General features: G+C 37.4%; 17 protein-coding genes. 10 read left to right on the top strand and 7 right to left on the bottom strand.

Annotation, left to right across the window (positions count from 1 at the left end; genetic code table 11):
* Positions 1–49: 49 nt before the first annotated feature.
* The gene (locus KO524_RS00910; protein WP_219288265.1) at positions 50–1,933 is read right to left on the bottom strand and encodes a S8 family serine peptidase; all 1,884 of its coding nucleotides are present in this window, start codon (positions 1,931–1,933) and stop codon (positions 50–52) included.
* A 68-nt stretch (positions 1,934–2,001) separates the two neighbouring features.
* Between KO524_RS00910 and KO524_RS00915 the strand changes: the two genes are divergently transcribed.
* A complete protein-coding gene (locus KO524_RS00915; protein ID WP_219288267.1) occupies positions 2,002–2,601 on the top strand; it encodes a ribonuclease HII in 600 nt (199 codons plus the stop codon).
* A 138-nt stretch (positions 2,602–2,739) separates the two neighbouring features.
* Here the strand turns inward: KO524_RS00915 and lipB are convergent, their stop codons facing one another.
* Positions 2,740–3,441, bottom strand: a complete 702-nt coding sequence (lipB, locus tag KO524_RS00920; protein WP_219288269.1) for a lipoyl(octanoyl) transferase LipB — start codon at positions 3,439–3,441, stop codon at positions 2,740–2,742.
* A gap of 9 nt (positions 3,442–3,450) precedes the next feature.
* The gene (locus KO524_RS00925) at positions 3,451–3,609 is read right to left on the bottom strand and encodes a YqaE/Pmp3 family membrane protein (RefSeq protein ID WP_219288271.1); all 159 of its coding nucleotides are present in this window, start codon (positions 3,607–3,609) and stop codon (positions 3,451–3,453) included.
* 288 nt (positions 3,610–3,897) lie between these two features.
* Between KO524_RS00925 and lysS the strand changes: the two genes are divergently transcribed.
* From lysS to KO524_RS00970, 9 genes are all read left to right on the top strand, one after another.
* A complete protein-coding gene (lysS, locus tag KO524_RS00930; protein WP_219288273.1) occupies positions 3,898–5,598 on the top strand; it encodes a lysine--tRNA ligase in 1,701 nt (566 codons plus the stop codon).
* 158 nt (positions 5,599–5,756) lie between these two features.
* The gene (locus tag KO524_RS00935; protein ID WP_219288275.1) at positions 5,757–6,380 is read left to right on the top strand and encodes an SCO family protein; all 624 of its coding nucleotides are present in this window, start codon (positions 5,757–5,759) and stop codon (positions 6,378–6,380) included.
* On the top strand, positions 6,381–6,755 hold the full coding sequence (locus tag KO524_RS00940; RefSeq protein WP_219288277.1) for a hypothetical protein: 375 nt from the start codon (positions 6,381–6,383) through the stop codon (positions 6,753–6,755).
* A gap of 43 nt (positions 6,756–6,798) precedes the next feature.
* A complete protein-coding gene (locus KO524_RS00945; RefSeq protein ID WP_219288279.1) occupies positions 6,799–7,665 on the top strand; it encodes a helix-turn-helix transcriptional regulator in 867 nt (288 codons plus the stop codon).
* Between the two features lie 288 nt (positions 7,666–7,953).
* Complete coding sequence (locus tag KO524_RS00950) at positions 7,954–8,322, top strand: hypothetical protein (RefSeq protein WP_219288281.1); 369 nt, start codon at positions 7,954–7,956, stop codon at positions 8,320–8,322.
* 308 nt (positions 8,323–8,630) lie between these two features.
* Positions 8,631–9,551 (top strand): hypothetical protein, encoded by a 921-nt coding sequence (locus KO524_RS00955; protein WP_219288283.1) that lies wholly within the window; start codon positions 8,631–8,633, stop codon positions 9,549–9,551.
* 5 nt (positions 9,552–9,556) lie between these two features.
* Positions 9,557–11,539, top strand: a complete 1,983-nt coding sequence (locus KO524_RS00960; RefSeq protein WP_219288285.1) for a TonB-dependent receptor — start codon at positions 9,557–9,559, stop codon at positions 11,537–11,539.
* Between the two features lie 21 nt (positions 11,540–11,560).
* On the top strand, positions 11,561–12,427 hold the full coding sequence (locus KO524_RS00965) for an MbnP family protein (protein WP_219288287.1): 867 nt from the start codon (positions 11,561–11,563) through the stop codon (positions 12,425–12,427).
* A 77-nt stretch (positions 12,428–12,504) separates the two neighbouring features.
* Complete coding sequence (locus tag KO524_RS00970; protein ID WP_219288289.1) at positions 12,505–13,530, top strand: cytochrome-c peroxidase; 1,026 nt, start codon at positions 12,505–12,507, stop codon at positions 13,528–13,530.
* A 78-nt stretch (positions 13,531–13,608) separates the two neighbouring features.
* Here the strand turns inward: KO524_RS00970 and hemL are convergent, their stop codons facing one another.
* From hemL to KO524_RS00990, 4 genes are read right to left on the bottom strand one after another with little or no spacing between them, the layout of a single operon-like run.
* Positions 13,609–14,898, bottom strand: coding sequence for a glutamate-1-semialdehyde 2,1-aminomutase (hemL, locus tag KO524_RS00975; protein WP_219288291.1), 1,290 nt, complete (start codon positions 14,896–14,898; stop codon positions 13,609–13,611).
* The gene (locus tag KO524_RS00980; protein WP_219288293.1) at positions 14,898–15,767 is read right to left on the bottom strand and encodes a glucosaminidase domain-containing protein; all 870 of its coding nucleotides are present in this window, start codon (positions 15,765–15,767) and stop codon (positions 14,898–14,900) included. Before KO524_RS00980 ends, hemL begins: the two co-directional genes overlap by 1 nt.
* A 3-nt stretch (positions 15,768–15,770) precedes the next feature.
* Positions 15,771–16,664 carry a 1-aminocyclopropane-1-carboxylate deaminase/D-cysteine desulfhydrase gene (locus tag KO524_RS00985; RefSeq protein ID WP_219288295.1) on the bottom strand — a complete coding sequence of 298 codons (894 nt, stop codon included), beginning with the start codon at positions 16,662–16,664 and terminating at the stop codon, positions 15,771–15,773.
* Entirely contained in the window at positions 16,664–16,996 is a 333-nt protein-coding gene (locus tag KO524_RS00990) for a hypothetical protein (RefSeq protein ID WP_219288296.1), read from the bottom strand. Before KO524_RS00990 ends, KO524_RS00985 begins: the two co-directional genes overlap by 1 nt.
* Positions 16,997–17,154: the final 158 nt, after the last annotated feature.

A 17,154-nucleotide genomic window follows, 5' to 3' on the forward strand; every position in this document is an offset into this window, starting at 1 on the left:
TCAATATCCGAGCATTTATGCTATATATAGTGTATAAAAATTCGGCTTTTTATAATTTAATCACAGTAAAAACTTCTTTAACTCCATTTTTTTTAAATATTATGAAATAGACACCCGATTTTAACATAGATATATCAATTTTACACATATCCTTTCGATTTGTCTCAACAGCATTGATTTGGAGTACATTTTTTCCATTTGTATCGTAAATTTCGACTCTTCCACCATTCATATCCGCCCCTCCCATAGTCATACTTATATAGTCCGAAGCAGGATTGGGCCAAATTTTAACTCCTCCTTCAAATTTCATGTCATTTTTGTCAATTTTATTTATCCCAGAAATCAAAATGGAATAATCTTGTTCACCTAAAAATAATTTCTTGGAATGTGATACCTTTATAGTATATTCTCCTAGCTCTGGATTGACAATTTCTATTTTTTCAATATTATCCACATCGTTAATTCCCTTTTCAGCAATCGGATTCGACTTGTCTTTTTTTAATCGCCATGGATAATATAATATACTACCTTTTTGGACCAAAACATTTAAATCGTTCACCAAATCTGGTGTAAAATCATCTAGTTTACCAAGCTTTACCGCCCCCTCCTTATCAGTCCACGCAAGGGTAATTTCCAGTTTTTCTTTGGGTTCACTAATTTGAATTTTATATGTATTCACTTCCCCTTGTCCCAATACCGTTTCTTCTAAAAAGTCGCCCTGCATGCTGTTGGCCGATTTCAAAAAACGCGTTCCTTTACTCGCATTGATTAATCCCCATCCAAATTGATAATCTGGTCCAGGGTACAAACCCGCTTCATCTGCCGTATGCGCCATGATGCCCCGAATGCTCGCCGAGGTCAAGGCTTTAGTATTGTCGTTTAATATTCCATAATATTGCTGCCAAAGTGCAAAAATAGAACTGACCACCGGTGTAGCCATAGAGGTCCCACTCAACAAAGCATAAGCCGTATCCGTAGCATCTACCGTTGACAACACATTGACACCCGGAGCAGCTATATCGGGCTTAATCCGATAATCGTCTGTCGGTCCCCAATTGCTAAAGTAAGACATCACTACATCCGATGGCTTTTGATAATCCACAAGCTGTTCTACTGCCGCAACGACTACTGCATTTTTGGAAACAGCCATTGCCGTCAATAAATCGCGTCCATCTTTAGTAGGGTTGTATTCTAAATATTTTTTTCGATCATTTCCAGCAGCAACCACAGGTTGATAGTATTTCATATTATACGTCATCGCATCTACTGCCTGAGTGGTTTTGGTATAAGATCCAAAATAATACTCGGGCATATTTTCCGGGTCCAAACCATAGGAATGATTAGAAACCAATAAACCGAGACGGCCCAATCCTATCATTTCCTCTAAATCATTTACCCAATTTCCAACCCACAAAGTACCCTTGGGCATCAAACCTCTACCTTTAGCGCGAACGCTACCCTCCGAAACCATAGTCCCACTGACATGAGTCGCGTGTTTTGTAATCATACTTTCATTGCTGTCGTCCTTTATAAATACCTTACCCTTAAGGTCTATATGATCCAACTTGGGAATACCGGCATCCCAAACCCCAACTATCATTCCTTCTCCGTTTAATTCTAAACCTTGAATCCCTCCGCTGTTGATTTCGTTCACTCTAGTAGCAACCGCGGAAACTTGATTATTTGTTTTATAATATAATTTATTACCCAATGCATCAACTTCGACCCACTGCCGATTGTCTAATAAAATCGATTTACTTGCAACACTATCTATCACGACTCTTTTATAGTCCTTAATAAGTGTTTCAATAATTGCAGGTTTATAATCTTGAGTTATTTTTTTTCGCAATGAATTGTTTTGTCCAAGAACGCTATTGCCTACAAAAAGCAATACGCCCCAAGCAACTATTTTAAAAAACGAAGACTGCTTCATTGCTTTTATATTTATTAGTTTTGTTATTTTTACCCCCTAAATGTAATCAAGTCTAAATTAGATTCAAAATGTTACTATCAAACTTTTCTGGAAAACTGATCGAAGCCGGTACCGACGAAGCCGGCAGAGGATGTATTGCAGGGCCTGTTACTGCAGCTGCCGTCATTTTGCCCTTTGACTTCCAACATGAAATACTTAACGATTCTAAGAAGATTACCGAAAAAACACGTTATTCCCTACGTGAACTTATTGAGCGAGAAGCGCTTTCCTTTAAAGTTACCCATTTAGACGAGTCTGTTGTTGATGAAATCAATATTTTAAATGCTTCGATAAAGGCAATGCAATTGTCTTTACAAAAATTAGATCTGACACCGGAGTATATTATAGTCGATGGCAATCGGTTTTATCCCATCGATGAAATTCCCTTTCAGTGTATCGTAAAAGGCGATATGAAATATTTAAGTATAGCTGCGGCTTCCATTTTAGCCAAAACCTATAGGGACGATTATATGAATCTTATACACGAAGAATTTCCGATGTATAATTGGAAAAAAAACAAAGGCTATCCGACAAAAGAACACCGTGATGCCATACGAGCGTTTGGTCCTTGCAAATACCACAGAACCACATTTCGATTATTACCCGAACAACTGAGTCTCGAAATCTAATCCATTGCCACCGCTTTCTAAAAAACCAGGAATAACTATTAGCCTATGGCATTTAAAACGAGCTAATACAACAAGATTCGCAATCATACCTAAGTACACTTGCGAATCTTTATATCAAGAGAAAATCAATCTGAATCTTTACGAAACCATCTCGGCTTCGAACAGCTGAGCGAAATAGTGGATAATCTTGCGTTTCACTTCGGTTTCATCTACCTTATCCACGCCCAATTCTACATTCAAAGACGTAACTCCTTTTCCTCGAATCCCGCAAGGAATAATATTGTCAAAATATCCTAAGTCGGAGTTGACATTTAAAGCAAAACCGTGCATGGTTACCCATCGTGATGCTCGAACACCAAGCGCACAAATTTTTCTTGCAAAAGGAGTTCCAACATCCAGCCAAACTCCCGTTTCACCTTCACTCCTCCCCGATTCAATTCCATAGTCCTTCAGGGTTAAAATCATCGATTCTTCTAAAAGTCTCAGGTATTTATGAATATCACTAAAGAAGTTTTCCAAATCCAAAATGGGATAACCCACAATTTGACCCGGTCCGTGGTAGGTAATATCACCTCCTCTGTTTATTTTATAAAAAGTAGCCCCTTTTTCTTCCAATTGCTTTTCACTGAGAAGCAGGTTTTCGAAATCACCACTTTTCCCCAAAGTATAAACATGTGGATGTTCTACCATTAAAAAGTAATTCTTTGTCTCGTCTTGTTTTTCTTCTCTTCTATTCGAAATCTTGGTATCGATCACACTTTGAAACAATTCTTCTTGGTAAGCCCAAGTTTCTTTATAATCTTTATTTCCCAGATTGATTAACTGCACTTTTTTATTCATTTTGTAGTCTTATCTATTGGGGTTGTTTAAAATAATTAATGCGGCAATGACTCCGGGAACCCAGCCAAACAAAGTCAAAATCCCTACAATAATCACAGAACCACATCCCTTATCCAAGACGGCCAAGGGAGGCAAAAAAATTGCTAATATCACACGCCAGAAACCCATAAAAACCGCTTTTCAAAAATTAATTTTATTCTAAAACAACTCCATTTATACTTTTACAAAGTACGGTATTTTTTCAGAGGAATTTCGAACCAGGTTCCAAAATATTTTATCGTGAATTCCTCGTTTATTCCCAGAACCCCAATCAAAACAAAACCCCTTAGAAAAATCCTTTTATACAGTTCTCAGAATTAGCGTATTTTTTGCCTATAATCCGTTCATTTATAGATTTACAATTGCCTCCAACTCAAATTATAACTATATTTGTCGCCTTTATATAAATAGACTATTATGCAACTTTCAGAACAAGAAATCATTCGAAGAGACAAGTTGGGCAAATTAAAAGAGCTCGGCATCAATCCTTATCCTGCTAACCTATTTGCTGTTGATCATACATCCAAGCAAATCAAAGCTGATTTCGAAGAGGGAAAGAAGGTTGTAGTAGCTGGACGATTAATGTCTTCTCGTATTCAAGGTAAGGCTTCTTTTGCCGAGATTCAAGATAGCGAAGGGCGTATTCAAGTATATATCAACAGAGACGAAATCTGTCCAGGAGAAGACAAAACTTTATATAATGAGGTTTTCAAAAAATTGATTGACCTCGGAGATATCGTCGGTATTGAAGGAGAGTTATTTGTAACTCAAGTAGGAGAAAAAACGTTACGCGCAAAAAACTTAACGTTATTAAGTAAGTCTTTACGTCCATTACCGCTACCAAAGACCGATGCAGACGGTCAAATTTTTGATGCTTTTACCGATCCTGAATTGCGTTATAGAATGCGTTATGTGGACTTGGTAGTTAACCCTAACATCAAAGAGACCTTTATCAAAAGAACAAAGTTATTCAACGCCATGCGGGAGTATTTTAATGCGGCCGGTTACATGGAAGTTGAGACCCCGATTTTACAACCGATTCCTGGAGGTGCTGCGGCAAGTCCATTTATCACGCACCACAATTCTTTGGACATGCCCTTATATATGAGAATTGCCAACGAATTGTATTTAAAACGATTGATTGTCGGCGGATTTGACGGTGTTTATGAATTTTCCAAAAACTTCCGAAATGAAGGTATGGACAGAACTCATAATCCGGAGTTTACAGCAATGGAAATCTATGTAGCCTATAAAGACTACAACTGGATGATGGATTTTACCGAAAATCTGTTAGAGCATTGTGCCAAAGCTGTGAACGGAACAACAGAAGCTGTTTTCGGCGACCACAGCATCAATTTTAAAGCGCCATTTAAACGCGTTACAATGACGGCCTCTATACTTGAGTTTACCGGTTTTGACATCACAGGAAAAACGGAAGACGAAATTCGAACTGCTGCTCTAGGCATGGGAATTCCAGTAAATGAAACCATGGGTAAAGGAAAATTAATCGATGAGATTTTTGGTGAAAAATGCGAGGGTAATTATATCCAACCCACTTTTATCACAGACTATCCCATTGATATGTCACCTTTAACTAAAGTACATCGCGATAATCCAGAGTTAACCGAACGCTTTGAGTTGATGGTTTGCGGTAAAGAAGTGGCTAATGCCTATTCCGAGTTAAATGATCCTATCGATCAACGAGCGCGATTTGAGTCGCAAATGGCTTTATCTGAGCGTGGGGATGACGAAGCGATGTTTATCGACCAAGATTTCCTTAGAGCTTTGGAATACGGTATGCCACCAACATCCGGTTTGGGAATTGGAATGGATCGTTTGATCATGTTTCTAACGAACAACCCATCCATACAAGAAGTTCTTTTCTTTCCTCAGATGCGTTTGGAAAAAACAACTCCGACTATTGAATTAACTGACGAAGAGAAGGAAATTGTTGCTATACTTATAAAAAATGAAAATAAATTGGCTTTAAACGATTTAAAGGACCAAACCGGTTTAAGCGGTAAAAAATGGGATAAGGCTATGAAATCCTTAGCTCAACATCATTTGACTACTGTTATTACAGAAGACGACGTAAAGAAGGTTGTTTATCAAGCCTAAAGCAAATAGAAAAAGCCTGTTTTGAAAAACCAAAACAGGCTTTTTTATTTCCCGCCTTTTACTGTTTATAAATTGAAACGCCTTAGCATTTGTGAAGTTATATTGCGCCAAGGAAATCCTTTTCGTATATACTAAACAATTGATTATATTTGCACTCGATGAAAAATGTACTACTAATTTCTTTTATACTTATTTTTATTTCGTGTACTAATGCGGACAAACTGCCCTATTTAGGTAATCACAATACGGTTATGTCTAAAAATCAAACTAAAGTAATCCAACACTTTAAGGTCCCCGATTTTAATTTAACCAATCAGGAAGGTATAGCCATTACCAATGCGTCTTTTAACAACAAGATATACATAGCCGATTTTATTTTTTTAAAATGCCCAACCATCTGCCCGATTATGAATCAACAACTTAAAAGGGTTTATGACGTTTTTAAAAAAAACAAGGAGGTGCTTTTCGTTTCTCATACCATCGATCCCGAAAACGATTCGATTCCAGTGCTTAAAGCATATTCTGAGCAATTAGGCGTCGATTCCAAAAAATGGCACTTTTTACACGGTGAGAAAAAAGATATTTATAAATTAGCAGAACAGGGATATTATACTCAGGCTTATCAAGAGCCACAAGCCCCTGGAGGATATGCCCATAGTGGCGGCTTTATCTTAGTCGACGAAAATCGTCATCTTAGAGGCGTATACGATGGAACTAATGCCGCAGATGTTGATCGATTGATAAAAGAAATTGTAATTTTGCTTAAAGAAAAATCCAAATAGGTGAAGAAAAGTATATTAATCTTATTACTACTCTCTTTTATTTACCAAAATACCTCAAGTTTTTGGATCATAACTGCATTCTATATCAATCGCGACTATATCGCTCAAAATGTTTGTATTAATCGGTTTGACGCCATTCCAGTATGTAATGGAACTTGCTACCTTCAACAGGAACTCTCCGCCGATTCCGACAAAAAACCAGACCTTCCCATCATCAAAATAAAAGAGGCACAACCCCTTTTTTATGAAAACATCTCCTATCAAACGGTTGTAACCTCAACGGTTTTATCACCTAGAACATATCCCAAATACCATTCAAAGTTTATCATTTCTAACTTAGTTTTTTCTTTATTTCAGCCCCCTGAACTCGCTTAACTTTTTTTAGAATAAGTCGAGTATAAATTAAAAACTAAATATTATGCAATCAAACCGCTTGCCGGTATGCGATATTGGTTTATTTGATGATGCGCGTAATTTCTTTATTAGCTCCATTGCAGGATTATTAGAACGATATCCCGCATTGGAATTTCCTCATGAAAGCAATTTTTATACCCTCTTAGTTATCGAGAAGGGCAAAGGAAATGTGGTTATTGATAATAACAGAAAACCGATCGATGATGCGCAAGTAATCATTATAAAACCCCATTGTATTACCGAAATAAAAATAGACCGAGAAGCTCAAGGAAAAATCATCTGCTTTACCGAAGACTTTTTCTTGTTGAGATACAACAACAACATCCTTAACCAGTTCTCTTTTTTTAATGGAGAATCGCTCAGTGCCATGACTGTATCTGAAGATAATTCCAGTTATCTGTATACGTTATTGTCTTTTATGTGCGCTGAATTTAACAACCTGCGTAAGGTTTCAATCAATGCCCTGCGCTCGTATTTAAATATTTTATTAATCGAATTAGAACGCATTCACAGCCCCTTAAAGACGGCTCATACGACTAATCCTGCACGAGAAAAAGTACAGCTTTTTCAAAAACTGATTGTCAAAAACTTTAAGACCAACAAAATGCCCTCGGAATATGCCGAAATGCTTAATTTAAGCACTAATTATTTAAATAAAATTTGTCAAAAAACCTTGGGACAAACCTCTGGGGACTTGATTCGAAAACATTTGATACTCGAGGCGCAGCGGTTATTGCATTATACCAACTTATCGATTAGTGAAATTGCCTATGAATTGGGATTTGAGCACGCCTCCTATTTTATCACTTTTTTTAAAAAAGGAACAAACCAAACTCCCGAAAAATATCGTAAAACAAGAAATGATGGATAAGTGCAGTTACTGTAAATAAACAGAAAAACGGACATACGTAAACAAGTCCTGGTTTCATCAAGTAAAAAAGCAGTAGCACAACCTATTAAAATACTGCTTTTTTTACTTTTAAAAACCCTATATCAATGTCTTTATTCATTAAAACAACAACGGTATGCAGAACCCATTACAGCAGATAGATTATCGTTTTTAAATTTTAAAAAGCTGTTGACTTACTTAATCAATCCATTATTTAATACAAACAATCTTAAACTTGGTGGTCGATAAAAAACGATTGACCTTTGTATTGTGAAAAATATAACCCTCATATTATCCCTATTTATACTGTTTAGACCGGTGCTTCCGGCTCTAGAATATGTGGTGTTTTATGACTATATAAAAAATGAGCTCTGTGTCAATAAAGACAAACCCAAAATGGACTGTAACGGTAAGTGTCATTTAAAAAAAGAGCTTGCAAAAACAGCAGAATCCGACAACAATAAAGATAAGCAACACACTTTTTCGCTAGAAAAAAACCTGACCTATTACACAGAAATTTCATGGGAACTTCCCCGATATATTAAGATCAAAAGCAACTTAAAACCGCTTTTTACCTATGATAATAGGTATCATTTCTCCTTTGCAACTTTTGTTTTTAGACCCCCGCTATATCCTTAATCCACTGGATGAGTTCCTTGTTTTATTTATAAAAAACATCGCCCCTGGCATAAATGCTGCTACTGGGTTGTGTCGAGCTATCCATTCCTTTTCGATTTTATGCCATTGAAATCCGCAGAAATACTAAACTCATTACAGACGCTATTGCTCTCGTATAAAAGCCACTAAAATCTGGTTGTTTTTGCGACAGTACATCCGCTGTGCTACCGCATTGGTGAGTTTCCTATTTCTCAAAATTTAAAATTGGCTAAACGATAAAAAACATTTAGTACGCTGTACGCAACGCCCATTTAAACAAACCGCAAAACATGAAATGCTATACCTTTTTTGCAATGGCACTGTTTTTTGCCATGACCTCCTGTACCGTGGATAAAACGGACTACGAAGAGGAAATAAATACGATAGTACCCGAATATTACGACTTTAAAGAGGTGGTTTCTATTACTTCAGGTATCTATAAAATCAACATTCAAGCCTTGAACGGCACCCTGTATAAAGGTTTTAATGAAATTAAGATACAGATTTTCAATACTGCGAAAAACGAAGTATTGAGCAATGCAGCGGTCGCTTTTTTAGCCGTTTTGGAGAAAACAAATGGCGAAAAAGTTTCGTGTCCTCACAGCTACCATTGGGTTTATGATGCCGCGGACAAACAATATTCCGGATATACCGTTTTTCCAAATGAGAGTACAGACGGCAGTTGGACACTATCTATTCATTTTACCGATAACGGTCAAACCGTTTCGGTTAGTCAAGCTGTTACCGTTTACAAACAGATCAACAAAAATCTAAATATGACCGCTTTTACGGGTAATGACGGCAGGCAATATATCATTGCCTTAAAAGCACCTCAGAAACCAAACGTATCCGAAAATCAACTCATTGCAGGAATCTATCAATCCGATTCCTCAAACAATCATGACGGTATTTTTCCAGATTCCAGTTTGGGTTCCTATTCTGAGGTTCAAAACCACACTTTGCTCTTGGACCCCAGAATGCCAGAACCTTCGATGGGCAATCATACATCGCCAAACAATCAAGATTTAAAACAAGCTGCCGATGGCTTTTATTACGGAGTTGTCAATTATACAATGACCGGCAATTGGACCTTGAATTTTATTTTACGCGATCAAAATGGTAAAATTATAAAGGGTTCTCCCGTTTCGACAGATTTTACGCCTGGAGTTGATGGTGCAAAAAGTGAACTATATATCGATATTTTATTTTAGTTCCTATGAGACCTACAACCCTAGTTTTACTTTTTTGGGGAATCGCTGTAAGTGCCCAAAATAAGCCCATTAAAAACGATACTATAACTGCCTTAGATAACATCGATTTGACTGTTATCGCTAAAAAGAAAATCGAAACCGATATAAAAATGGCGGTAACGATAGATGAATTTTTGGCCTCTTCAGATCAAATCAGTTTTATTAAAAGAGGTGCCTTTGCCTGGGAGCCTTTACTCAACAATATGAGTACGGAGCGTTCGACGATTACTATTGATGGAATGCACGTTTTTGGAGCCTGTACCGATAAAATGGATCCGATTACTTCCTATGTAGAGCGTAATAACTTGTCGAGCATTGATATTAAATCCGGACAAGAAGGAAGTCTACAAGGTGCAACCATTGCGGGAAGTATCGACCTAAAAAGAAACAACACTCCTTTTGGTCGTGAACAGCAATGGAGCGGTGCCTATCAAACGGGTTTAGAATTTAACAATAAACAGTTTTTAAACTTAGCTAATCTGTCGTATTCCAGTGAGAAATTTGTTGCGGATGGAAGTATTTCGTATCGGAAGGCCAGCAACTACAAAGATGGGAATAAGAACGAGGTAGAACATTCCCAATACAAGAAGTTGAACACTTCCTTGGGTTTGGCTTATAAAACCACTGCCTTATCGTCGGTAAGAGTAGATGCGATATTCGATGTAGCTAAAGATGTTGGTTATCCGGCTTTACCAATGGATTTATGGCTGTCTAGGGCGATTATCACTTCTGCCTCTTACAAGCAGTTATTTGAAGATGGGGTAGTAAAAGCTTGGGATACTAAATTATATTTCAATGCAATAGAACACTATATGGATGATACCACACGTCCTGAGAATTTGGTACACATGGATATGCCGGGCTGGAATACCACTTACGGCTTGGTGTCCAGATTGGACTTACAGAATAATCGTTATCGTTCTGAAGTCCAAATCAACGCTTACCACAATTTATCCATAGCCGAAATGCGCATGTATCCGCAAGACCGCAGCGAGCGCAGCATGTTTGCCTATAGTTGGCCGTGGGTTACCACAGCTCATACCAGTATCTCAACAACTAATACATGGGAAATATCCGACGAGAGCGAACTGAACTTCGGCGGTTCCTTAGGAGTTCATTACAATCATTCCAAATACGTTGAATTTAATTGGATTTTTTATCCTGAAGCACCTCAAGAAAAGACGCGGTATTTGCCGAGTCTCTACGCCAGCTACAAGTTTAACCTTAGTAGATTTCGCTTTTCACTCGGAACGGGTTACGGCCATAGGGCACCTTCGGTATCTGAAGCTTATGGTTATTACATCTACAACAGTTTTGACCGATACGATTATATTGGGAATCCCAATTTAAAAAACGAAATCTCTTACGAGACCAATGCAAGTGCCGGTTTTAAAAGTGGGAAATGGAATATTCAAGCCAAGGTCAACTATTTCTATATCCAAAATTACGTTATCGGTAAGGTATTGAGTTTGGGTAGTCCAATGAATTATCAATCGGTTGGTGTAAAGGGATACACTTCCTTAGACCATGCGAAACTATTCAATTTCGCTCTAAACACCGATTACCACATTCTTAGCGATTTACATTGGAGCGGAACCTTAACCTATGCACGTGGTCAAGATGACAAAAATGGTAATCTACCCTTTATCCGTCCCTTGAGTTATCAAACTTCGCTGCATTTTGGCTATCGTAATTTCGGGTTTCAAACATCGGTTAATGGCGATTTTGAACAACTGAACTACAGCCCCGAATATGGAGAAGATCAAACACCGTCTTATGCCGTCTGTAATTTTTCAGCCGACTACCGCTTTACAGTCAAAAACAAGGGTGTCGTAGTTCAAATCGGCGCGGAAAACATCTTTAACAAATACTACAGTACTTATGCTGATTGGGGTAATATTCCCAGAGTCGGACGTAACATTTTTACCTCATTAAAATTTAATTTCTAAACATTTAAAAATACAAACAACATGAAAAATATAAAAACATATCTTTTATTAACGGCAATTTCATTAATTTTTGCTTCTTGTCAAAGTGATGACAGCAAGCCTGTAGCCAACAACGTAACTTTAGCTTTCAACAATACTTTTAAAGACATTGCCATTGTACTCGGCGATGTCGCCTCTAGCCAGGCTACTGTAAATACCTCAGCAGCGGGACAATTGCATCAATTTTCCGAATTAAAATATGTCATCAGTAATATTCGTCTAATCAAAACAGACGGAACGGAAATTCCTTATAACATTAATGATTTGGACAAAGGAGCTGCTGTGATTGACCAATCTAAACCGGCAACGCTGCATCATACTTTAAACAACATCCCTACTGGCGATTATAAACAACTAAAATTCGGACTGGGCGTAAAAAGGGATTTAAATGTTTTAAATCAGGTGAAATTCCCAATTTTCTACGCCACAGCAGGAGCTAACGATACCGAAATGATGTGGGAATGGGGAACGGGCTACCGCTTTACCAAAATCGAAGGTTTTTACGACACCGATAAAAAAATCTTATCTATTCACACAGGAAGCACTATCGAAGGAGAAGAAGGCAGTTATATTCAGGGTGTTGACTCTTATAGAGACATCATACTTACTCTTCCCATACATGCACAAGTAGGTGCTAAGGCTCCTAAAATAGTAATCAAGGCAGATTTTGACCAGTTATTGAGTGGAAAAACCCATACGATTACATTGAAAACCGGAAACGGAATGGATGACAACGCGACTCCAAATATACATACAGCCAGTCAAATGGTTCCGTTTGTTGATAATTTAGGCGGAAACGGTTCTAATGATGTAACGGGTATATTTTCGATACTAAACGTAGAAAATTAAAAAGCATAATAGCGTCGCCTTGTTTTTATATTTAAGGCGGCGCATTATTTAAATCTAGTTGAAAACACTTTTCTAGAATGAAAAAAAATTTAGTCCTATTATGGGCACTATTGTTATTAACTTCGTGTGCCAATGAGGAACCCGAGCCGATTCAATTTGACAATCCCGAGTTTGCTTTACAAATTCCAGCCGGCTTTCCCCCATTGAACAATGCCGTGGCTGAAAATAAACCTACTCTATACGGCGTTGAATTAGGTCAAAAGCTCTTTAATGAAAAAAGATTTAGTGCCGACAACAGTATATCCTGTGCCAGTTGCCATCTTAAAACAAATGCTTTTGCCGATAATCAGGTGCAGGCTGTTGGAATATACGGTAGAATTGGCCTACGGAATGTTCCTCCCTTACAAAATTTAGCCTTTTTAAATTTTTACAATTGGGACGGTAGTAAGCTACAGTTAGAGAACCAAGTTTTAGTACCCATTATAACTCCTGAAGAGATGCATTCTTCGATTGTAGAAGTAATTGATAAAATTCAAGGGGATTCGACCTATAAAGAATTGTTTTATAAGGCATTTGGCGACATAAATATTACTGCTGATAGAATCTATCGCAGCATAGCCCAATATCAATACACACTCATATCAGCCAACAGCAAATACGACCGAGTTCAAAACAATCAAGGAGCTCATTTTACGGAAACTGAAAACCGGGGTTTTCAAACTTTTCAACAAAAGTGTGCCAGCTGTCATAGTACAGCGCTCTTTACCGACCAAAGCTTTAGGAACATTGGCTTCCCCGTCAACACAGCTACCAATGAAGCGGGCCGCGCCAGGGTTACAGGTGTAGCAACCGATTATATGAGCTTTCGAGTACCTTCTTTGCGCAATATAGCCTATACGGCACCTTATGGAAGTTTTGGTCAGTTTGCCACTTTAAAAGCGGTTTTAGATTATTTCGACAAGGGTGTATTATACTCAGACAATCTCGATCCGGTTTTCAAAAACAATGCCAATAGAATACCGCTTACAGAGCAAGAAAAGTACGATTTAATCTCTTTTATGAAAACCTTGAGCGACGAAGCGTTTGTCGGGAGCTTACCTTAAATAAAAAAGCTACTAGCAGGGATTACCTCTAGTAGCTTTTTTACATTCCTTAATTTTACAAACTATGATTACTTTAGACTACCCTGCGTTTTGAAAAACAGTATTTACTGCATTGATTGTAAAGTCTAAATCTTCATAAGTCAAGGCATCGGTAATAAACCACGTCTCATAGGCTGAAGGAGCAATATAAACTCCTTGTGCCAACAGTCCGTGAAAAAACTTTTTAAAGGTTTCGTTATCTCCGTTAGCGGCGGTTTCAAAATCAAAAACGGGTTTGCTATCAAAAAACACCGAAATCATGGATCCCACTCTATTGATGGTATGATTTATATTATTTTGAAACAAAACGTTGCGCAAACCCTTTTCTAGGTATGCTGTTTTTTCCTCTAAGCGCGTATATAAATCCAAATCTTTTTCGATCGATTGCAACATGGTCAATCCTGCAGCCATCGCCAATGGATTTCCCGATAAGGTTCCAGCCTGATAAACCGGTCCAACGGGCGCTAAATAATCCATAATTTCTGTACGAGCGGCAAAAGCCCCAACCGGTAGTCCACCACCAATTACTTTTCCAAAAGTTACGATATCCGCTGCTACGCCAAACAGCTCTTGAGCTCCTCCTCGAGCCAAGCGAAATCCAGTCATTACTTCATCGAAGACCAACAAGCTGCCGTACTGCGTACAAAGTGCACGTAGGTCTTCTAAAAATCCTTTATTGGGCGGAATACACCCCATATTACCAGCAACAGGTTCAATAATTAAAGCGGCTATTTCATTTGGGTTGGCTTCAAAAAGCATTTTTACGCTTTCTAAATCATTATAGTTAGCCAACAAGGTATCCTTGGCTGTTCCTTGAGTTACACCAGGACTATTCGGAGAACCGAAAGTAACAGCACCACTTCCAGCTTGAATCAAGAAAGAATCTGAGTGCCCGTGATAACAACCTTTAAATTTGATAATCTTTTCTCTATTTGTATAACCACGCGCCAAACGAACCGCACTCATACAGGCTTCTGTTCCAGAATTGACAAAGCGAATTTTATCGATATTAGGTACCATGGATACCGCCAACTCTGCAATTTTAGTCTCTATTTCAGTTGGCATACCAAAGGAAGTTCCCAACTTTGCCTTTTCTATAATCGCATTAACTACGGGTTCATAGGCATGCCCTAAAATCATCGGTCCCCAAGAATTGATATAATCAATTAACTTGTTTCCGTCTTCATCATATAAATATGCACCTACAGCTTTTTTTACAAAAATGGGTGTTCCTCCAACGGATTTAAATGCTCTAACAGGTGAATTGACACCACCTGGAATTACTTTTTCTGCCTCTGCAAAAAGCTGACTGCTTCTTTGATATAACATTATTTTATTTTTAAGATTTGTCCGACTGAAATTGTGTTGTCGGGTAAATTATTTAATTTTTGCAATTCAGCTACCGTGAGGTTGTAACGCTTCGATATAGAAAACAAGGTATCGCCTCCCGACACTTTATAGCTATTGTAATTAGTAGTTAAAGCCGATGCTGAAGTTGTTACGGGAACGGATTTGACTACTGCTACATATTTATTACCCAATACTTCGGCATCAAAATTGAACAATTGGTACCGCTCAATTAAGCTGATTAATTTCTCAGGATATTTAGGATCTGTAGCATAACCGGCAGCACGCAAACCACGAGCCCATCCGATATAATCCCCTTTATCCAATTCAAACAATTTCGAATATCTTCCTCTTTTGGTTAAAAACATCGAATGATCTCTATAGGATTCTTCTGCGGTTTCATATTTTCTAAAACATTCATCAGGCGCATCGTCGGTATGTCGAACAGATTCACCTTCCCACCCTTGATGGCATTTAATACCAAAATGATTATTAGCGTTTTGACTCAGTGTGCCTTGCCCGGAACCGGATTCCAGAACTCCCTGTGCCAAAGTAATGCTCGCTGGAACCCCATGGTCAGCCATATTATTTTTAGCAATATCTTTGTAACGCATAATATATTCTCGAATCATATCATTGGTTACACTCAATCTTGAAGTCGCCTCTAAAGTCTCCATAGTACCATTTTCTCTCGACTTAATCGGTTTCTTATTTAACTGAGCTCTGTAAGAGGCCTTGTTAATCAATTCCGTCCTTTTCTTCTTTTTCTTTGTAAGGCTACTCTTGCTATTAGTTGAGCCACAACTCACTAAAAAAGCAAGAAACACAAATAAAAAAACTTTTTTTAGCATAACTTATATTTTAACTAATTCTAAATCAAATTTTGAATTCCATCCCTGTAAACCACCGGTATGAATGGCCAATATTTTACTTCCTTTAGGGAAATAGTCTTTTTCGATTAAATCTATGATACCATACATCATCTTTCCGGTATATATAGGGTCCAATAAAACTCCCGTTTTCTGATGAAAAACTTTTAAAAACTGCATCAATTCCGGAGTAGTTTTTGCATAGCCACCAAAATGATAATCGTGAATTAAGTTCCAATTAGTACGAACTACCAAACCGTCGATTACCGCATTCAGAAAACTTCCTTTAAGTGCCGGAAAGCCCAATACAAATTGTTTATCTTCTACAGAATTAATTAATCCAGCTACAGTACCTCCCGTTCCTACGGCACTACAAATATAATCAAACTCTAGATCTTGTTCTTTTAAAATTTCCTCACAACCTTTCACAGCGAGATCATTAGTTCCTCCTTCCGGAATCAAATAAAAATTCGAGAACTCGGTTTTTAAATCTGCTAGAAAATGGGGTTCCGTTTTTTCCCTATAAGCCTTTCGGGTAATAAATTTTAATAACATACCGTTCTGCTCAGCTTTTCTTAAGGTAGGATTGTCTAAATACTGCTTACTTAATTCTTCCCCCCTAATCACTCCTATCGTTTGAAAACCAAATTCTTTACCCGCTGCAGCTGTGGCAGCAATATGATTGGAAAATGCCCCTCCAAATGTCAAAAGTGTATTCAAACCTAAATCTTTGGCCTTTAATAAATTGTACTTTAATTTCCGAAATTTATTTCCAGAAATTTGTGGATGCAATAAATCTTCTCTTTTAATATAAAGCGAGATGTCATGCTTAAAGAAAAGTTCTACCTTTTGATTTTCGATTTGTTGTTCTACAAACATTATATATATTTTAAAAAAGCCGCAAATTTTCTCGTTTGCAAATAATTTAGCTCCGTTTCATGTAAGTACGCCTCGCGTTCGAATGAAATTGCTTTATATGCCTTTTTTTTATCTCTTAATTGTACTACTTTTATTAAAAATTCCAAGATATACCAGATATAAAAAAACACCACCAACAATTCTAATTGTTGTTTGATGTGAATTTTTTCATGGGCAATCAAAATCTCGTCTGCAAGGCTATCCCTTTTTTTAAAGATAATGAACGGGTATATCGTGACTCCGACAAAGCCTTTTGGAACCCATTTTTGGTTTATTAAAATCTTGTAATACATTTTATACAAATTGACAGCATTTTTCTGTAAAATTCAATAATTTTAAACTTTTATTATCATATTAATTGAACGTTGTTTGTATTCAATCATTACAGTTGTTTTTGTATTTTTACCCTAAGAGCTATAATGATCATTACCAATGACTTATACTCCTAATA

The sequence above is a fragment of the Flavobacterium sp. NKUCC04_CG genome (genome assembly GCF_019345525.1).
In the GTDB taxonomy this organism is placed as follows: domain Bacteria; phylum Bacteroidota; class Bacteroidia; order Flavobacteriales; family Flavobacteriaceae; genus Flavobacterium.

Bases quoted from the DNA above. Each gene is read 5' to 3' on its own strand.
- KO524_RS00970 (WP_219288289.1), top strand. From the start codon at position 12,505: ATGAAAAAAAATTTAGTCCTATTATGGGCACTATTGTTATTAACTTCG.
- lipB (WP_219288269.1), bottom strand. From the start codon at position 3,441: ATGAATAAAAAAGTGCAGTTAATCAATCTGGGAAATAAAGATTATAAA.
- KO524_RS00980 (WP_219288293.1), bottom strand. From the start codon at position 15,767: ATGCTAAAAAAAGTTTTTTTATTTGTGTTTCTTGCTTTTTTAGTGAGT.
- KO524_RS00945 (WP_219288279.1), top strand. From the start codon at position 6,799: ATGCAATCAAACCGCTTGCCGGTATGCGATATTGGTTTATTTGATGAT.
- hemL (WP_219288291.1), bottom strand. From the start codon at position 14,898: ATGTTATATCAAAGAAGCAGTCAGCTTTTTGCAGAGGCAGAAAAAGTA.
- lysS (WP_219288273.1), top strand. From the start codon at position 3,898: ATGCAACTTTCAGAACAAGAAATCATTCGAAGAGACAAGTTGGGCAAA.
- KO524_RS00960 (WP_219288285.1), top strand. From the start codon at position 9,557: ATGAGACCTACAACCCTAGTTTTACTTTTTTGGGGAATCGCTGTAAGT.
- KO524_RS00965 (WP_219288287.1), top strand. From the start codon at position 11,561: ATGAAAAATATAAAAACATATCTTTTATTAACGGCAATTTCATTAATT.
- KO524_RS00915 (WP_219288267.1), top strand. From the start codon at position 2,002: ATGTTACTATCAAACTTTTCTGGAAAACTGATCGAAGCCGGTACCGAC.
- KO524_RS00935 (WP_219288275.1), top strand. From the start codon at position 5,757: ATGAAAAATGTACTACTAATTTCTTTTATACTTATTTTTATTTCGTGT.
- KO524_RS00990 (WP_219288296.1), bottom strand. From the start codon at position 16,996: ATGTATTACAAGATTTTAATAAACCAAAAATGGGTTCCAAAAGGCTTT.
- KO524_RS00985 (WP_219288295.1), bottom strand. From the start codon at position 16,664: ATGTTTGTAGAACAACAAATCGAAAATCAAAAGGTAGAACTTTTCTTT.
- KO524_RS00955 (WP_219288283.1), top strand. From the start codon at position 8,631: ATGAAATGCTATACCTTTTTTGCAATGGCACTGTTTTTTGCCATGACC.
- KO524_RS00910 (WP_219288265.1), bottom strand. From the start codon at position 1,933: ATGAAGCAGTCTTCGTTTTTTAAAATAGTTGCTTGGGGCGTATTGCTT.
- KO524_RS00925 (WP_219288271.1), bottom strand. From the start codon at position 3,609: ATGGGTTTCTGGCGTGTGATATTAGCAATTTTTTTGCCTCCCTTGGCC.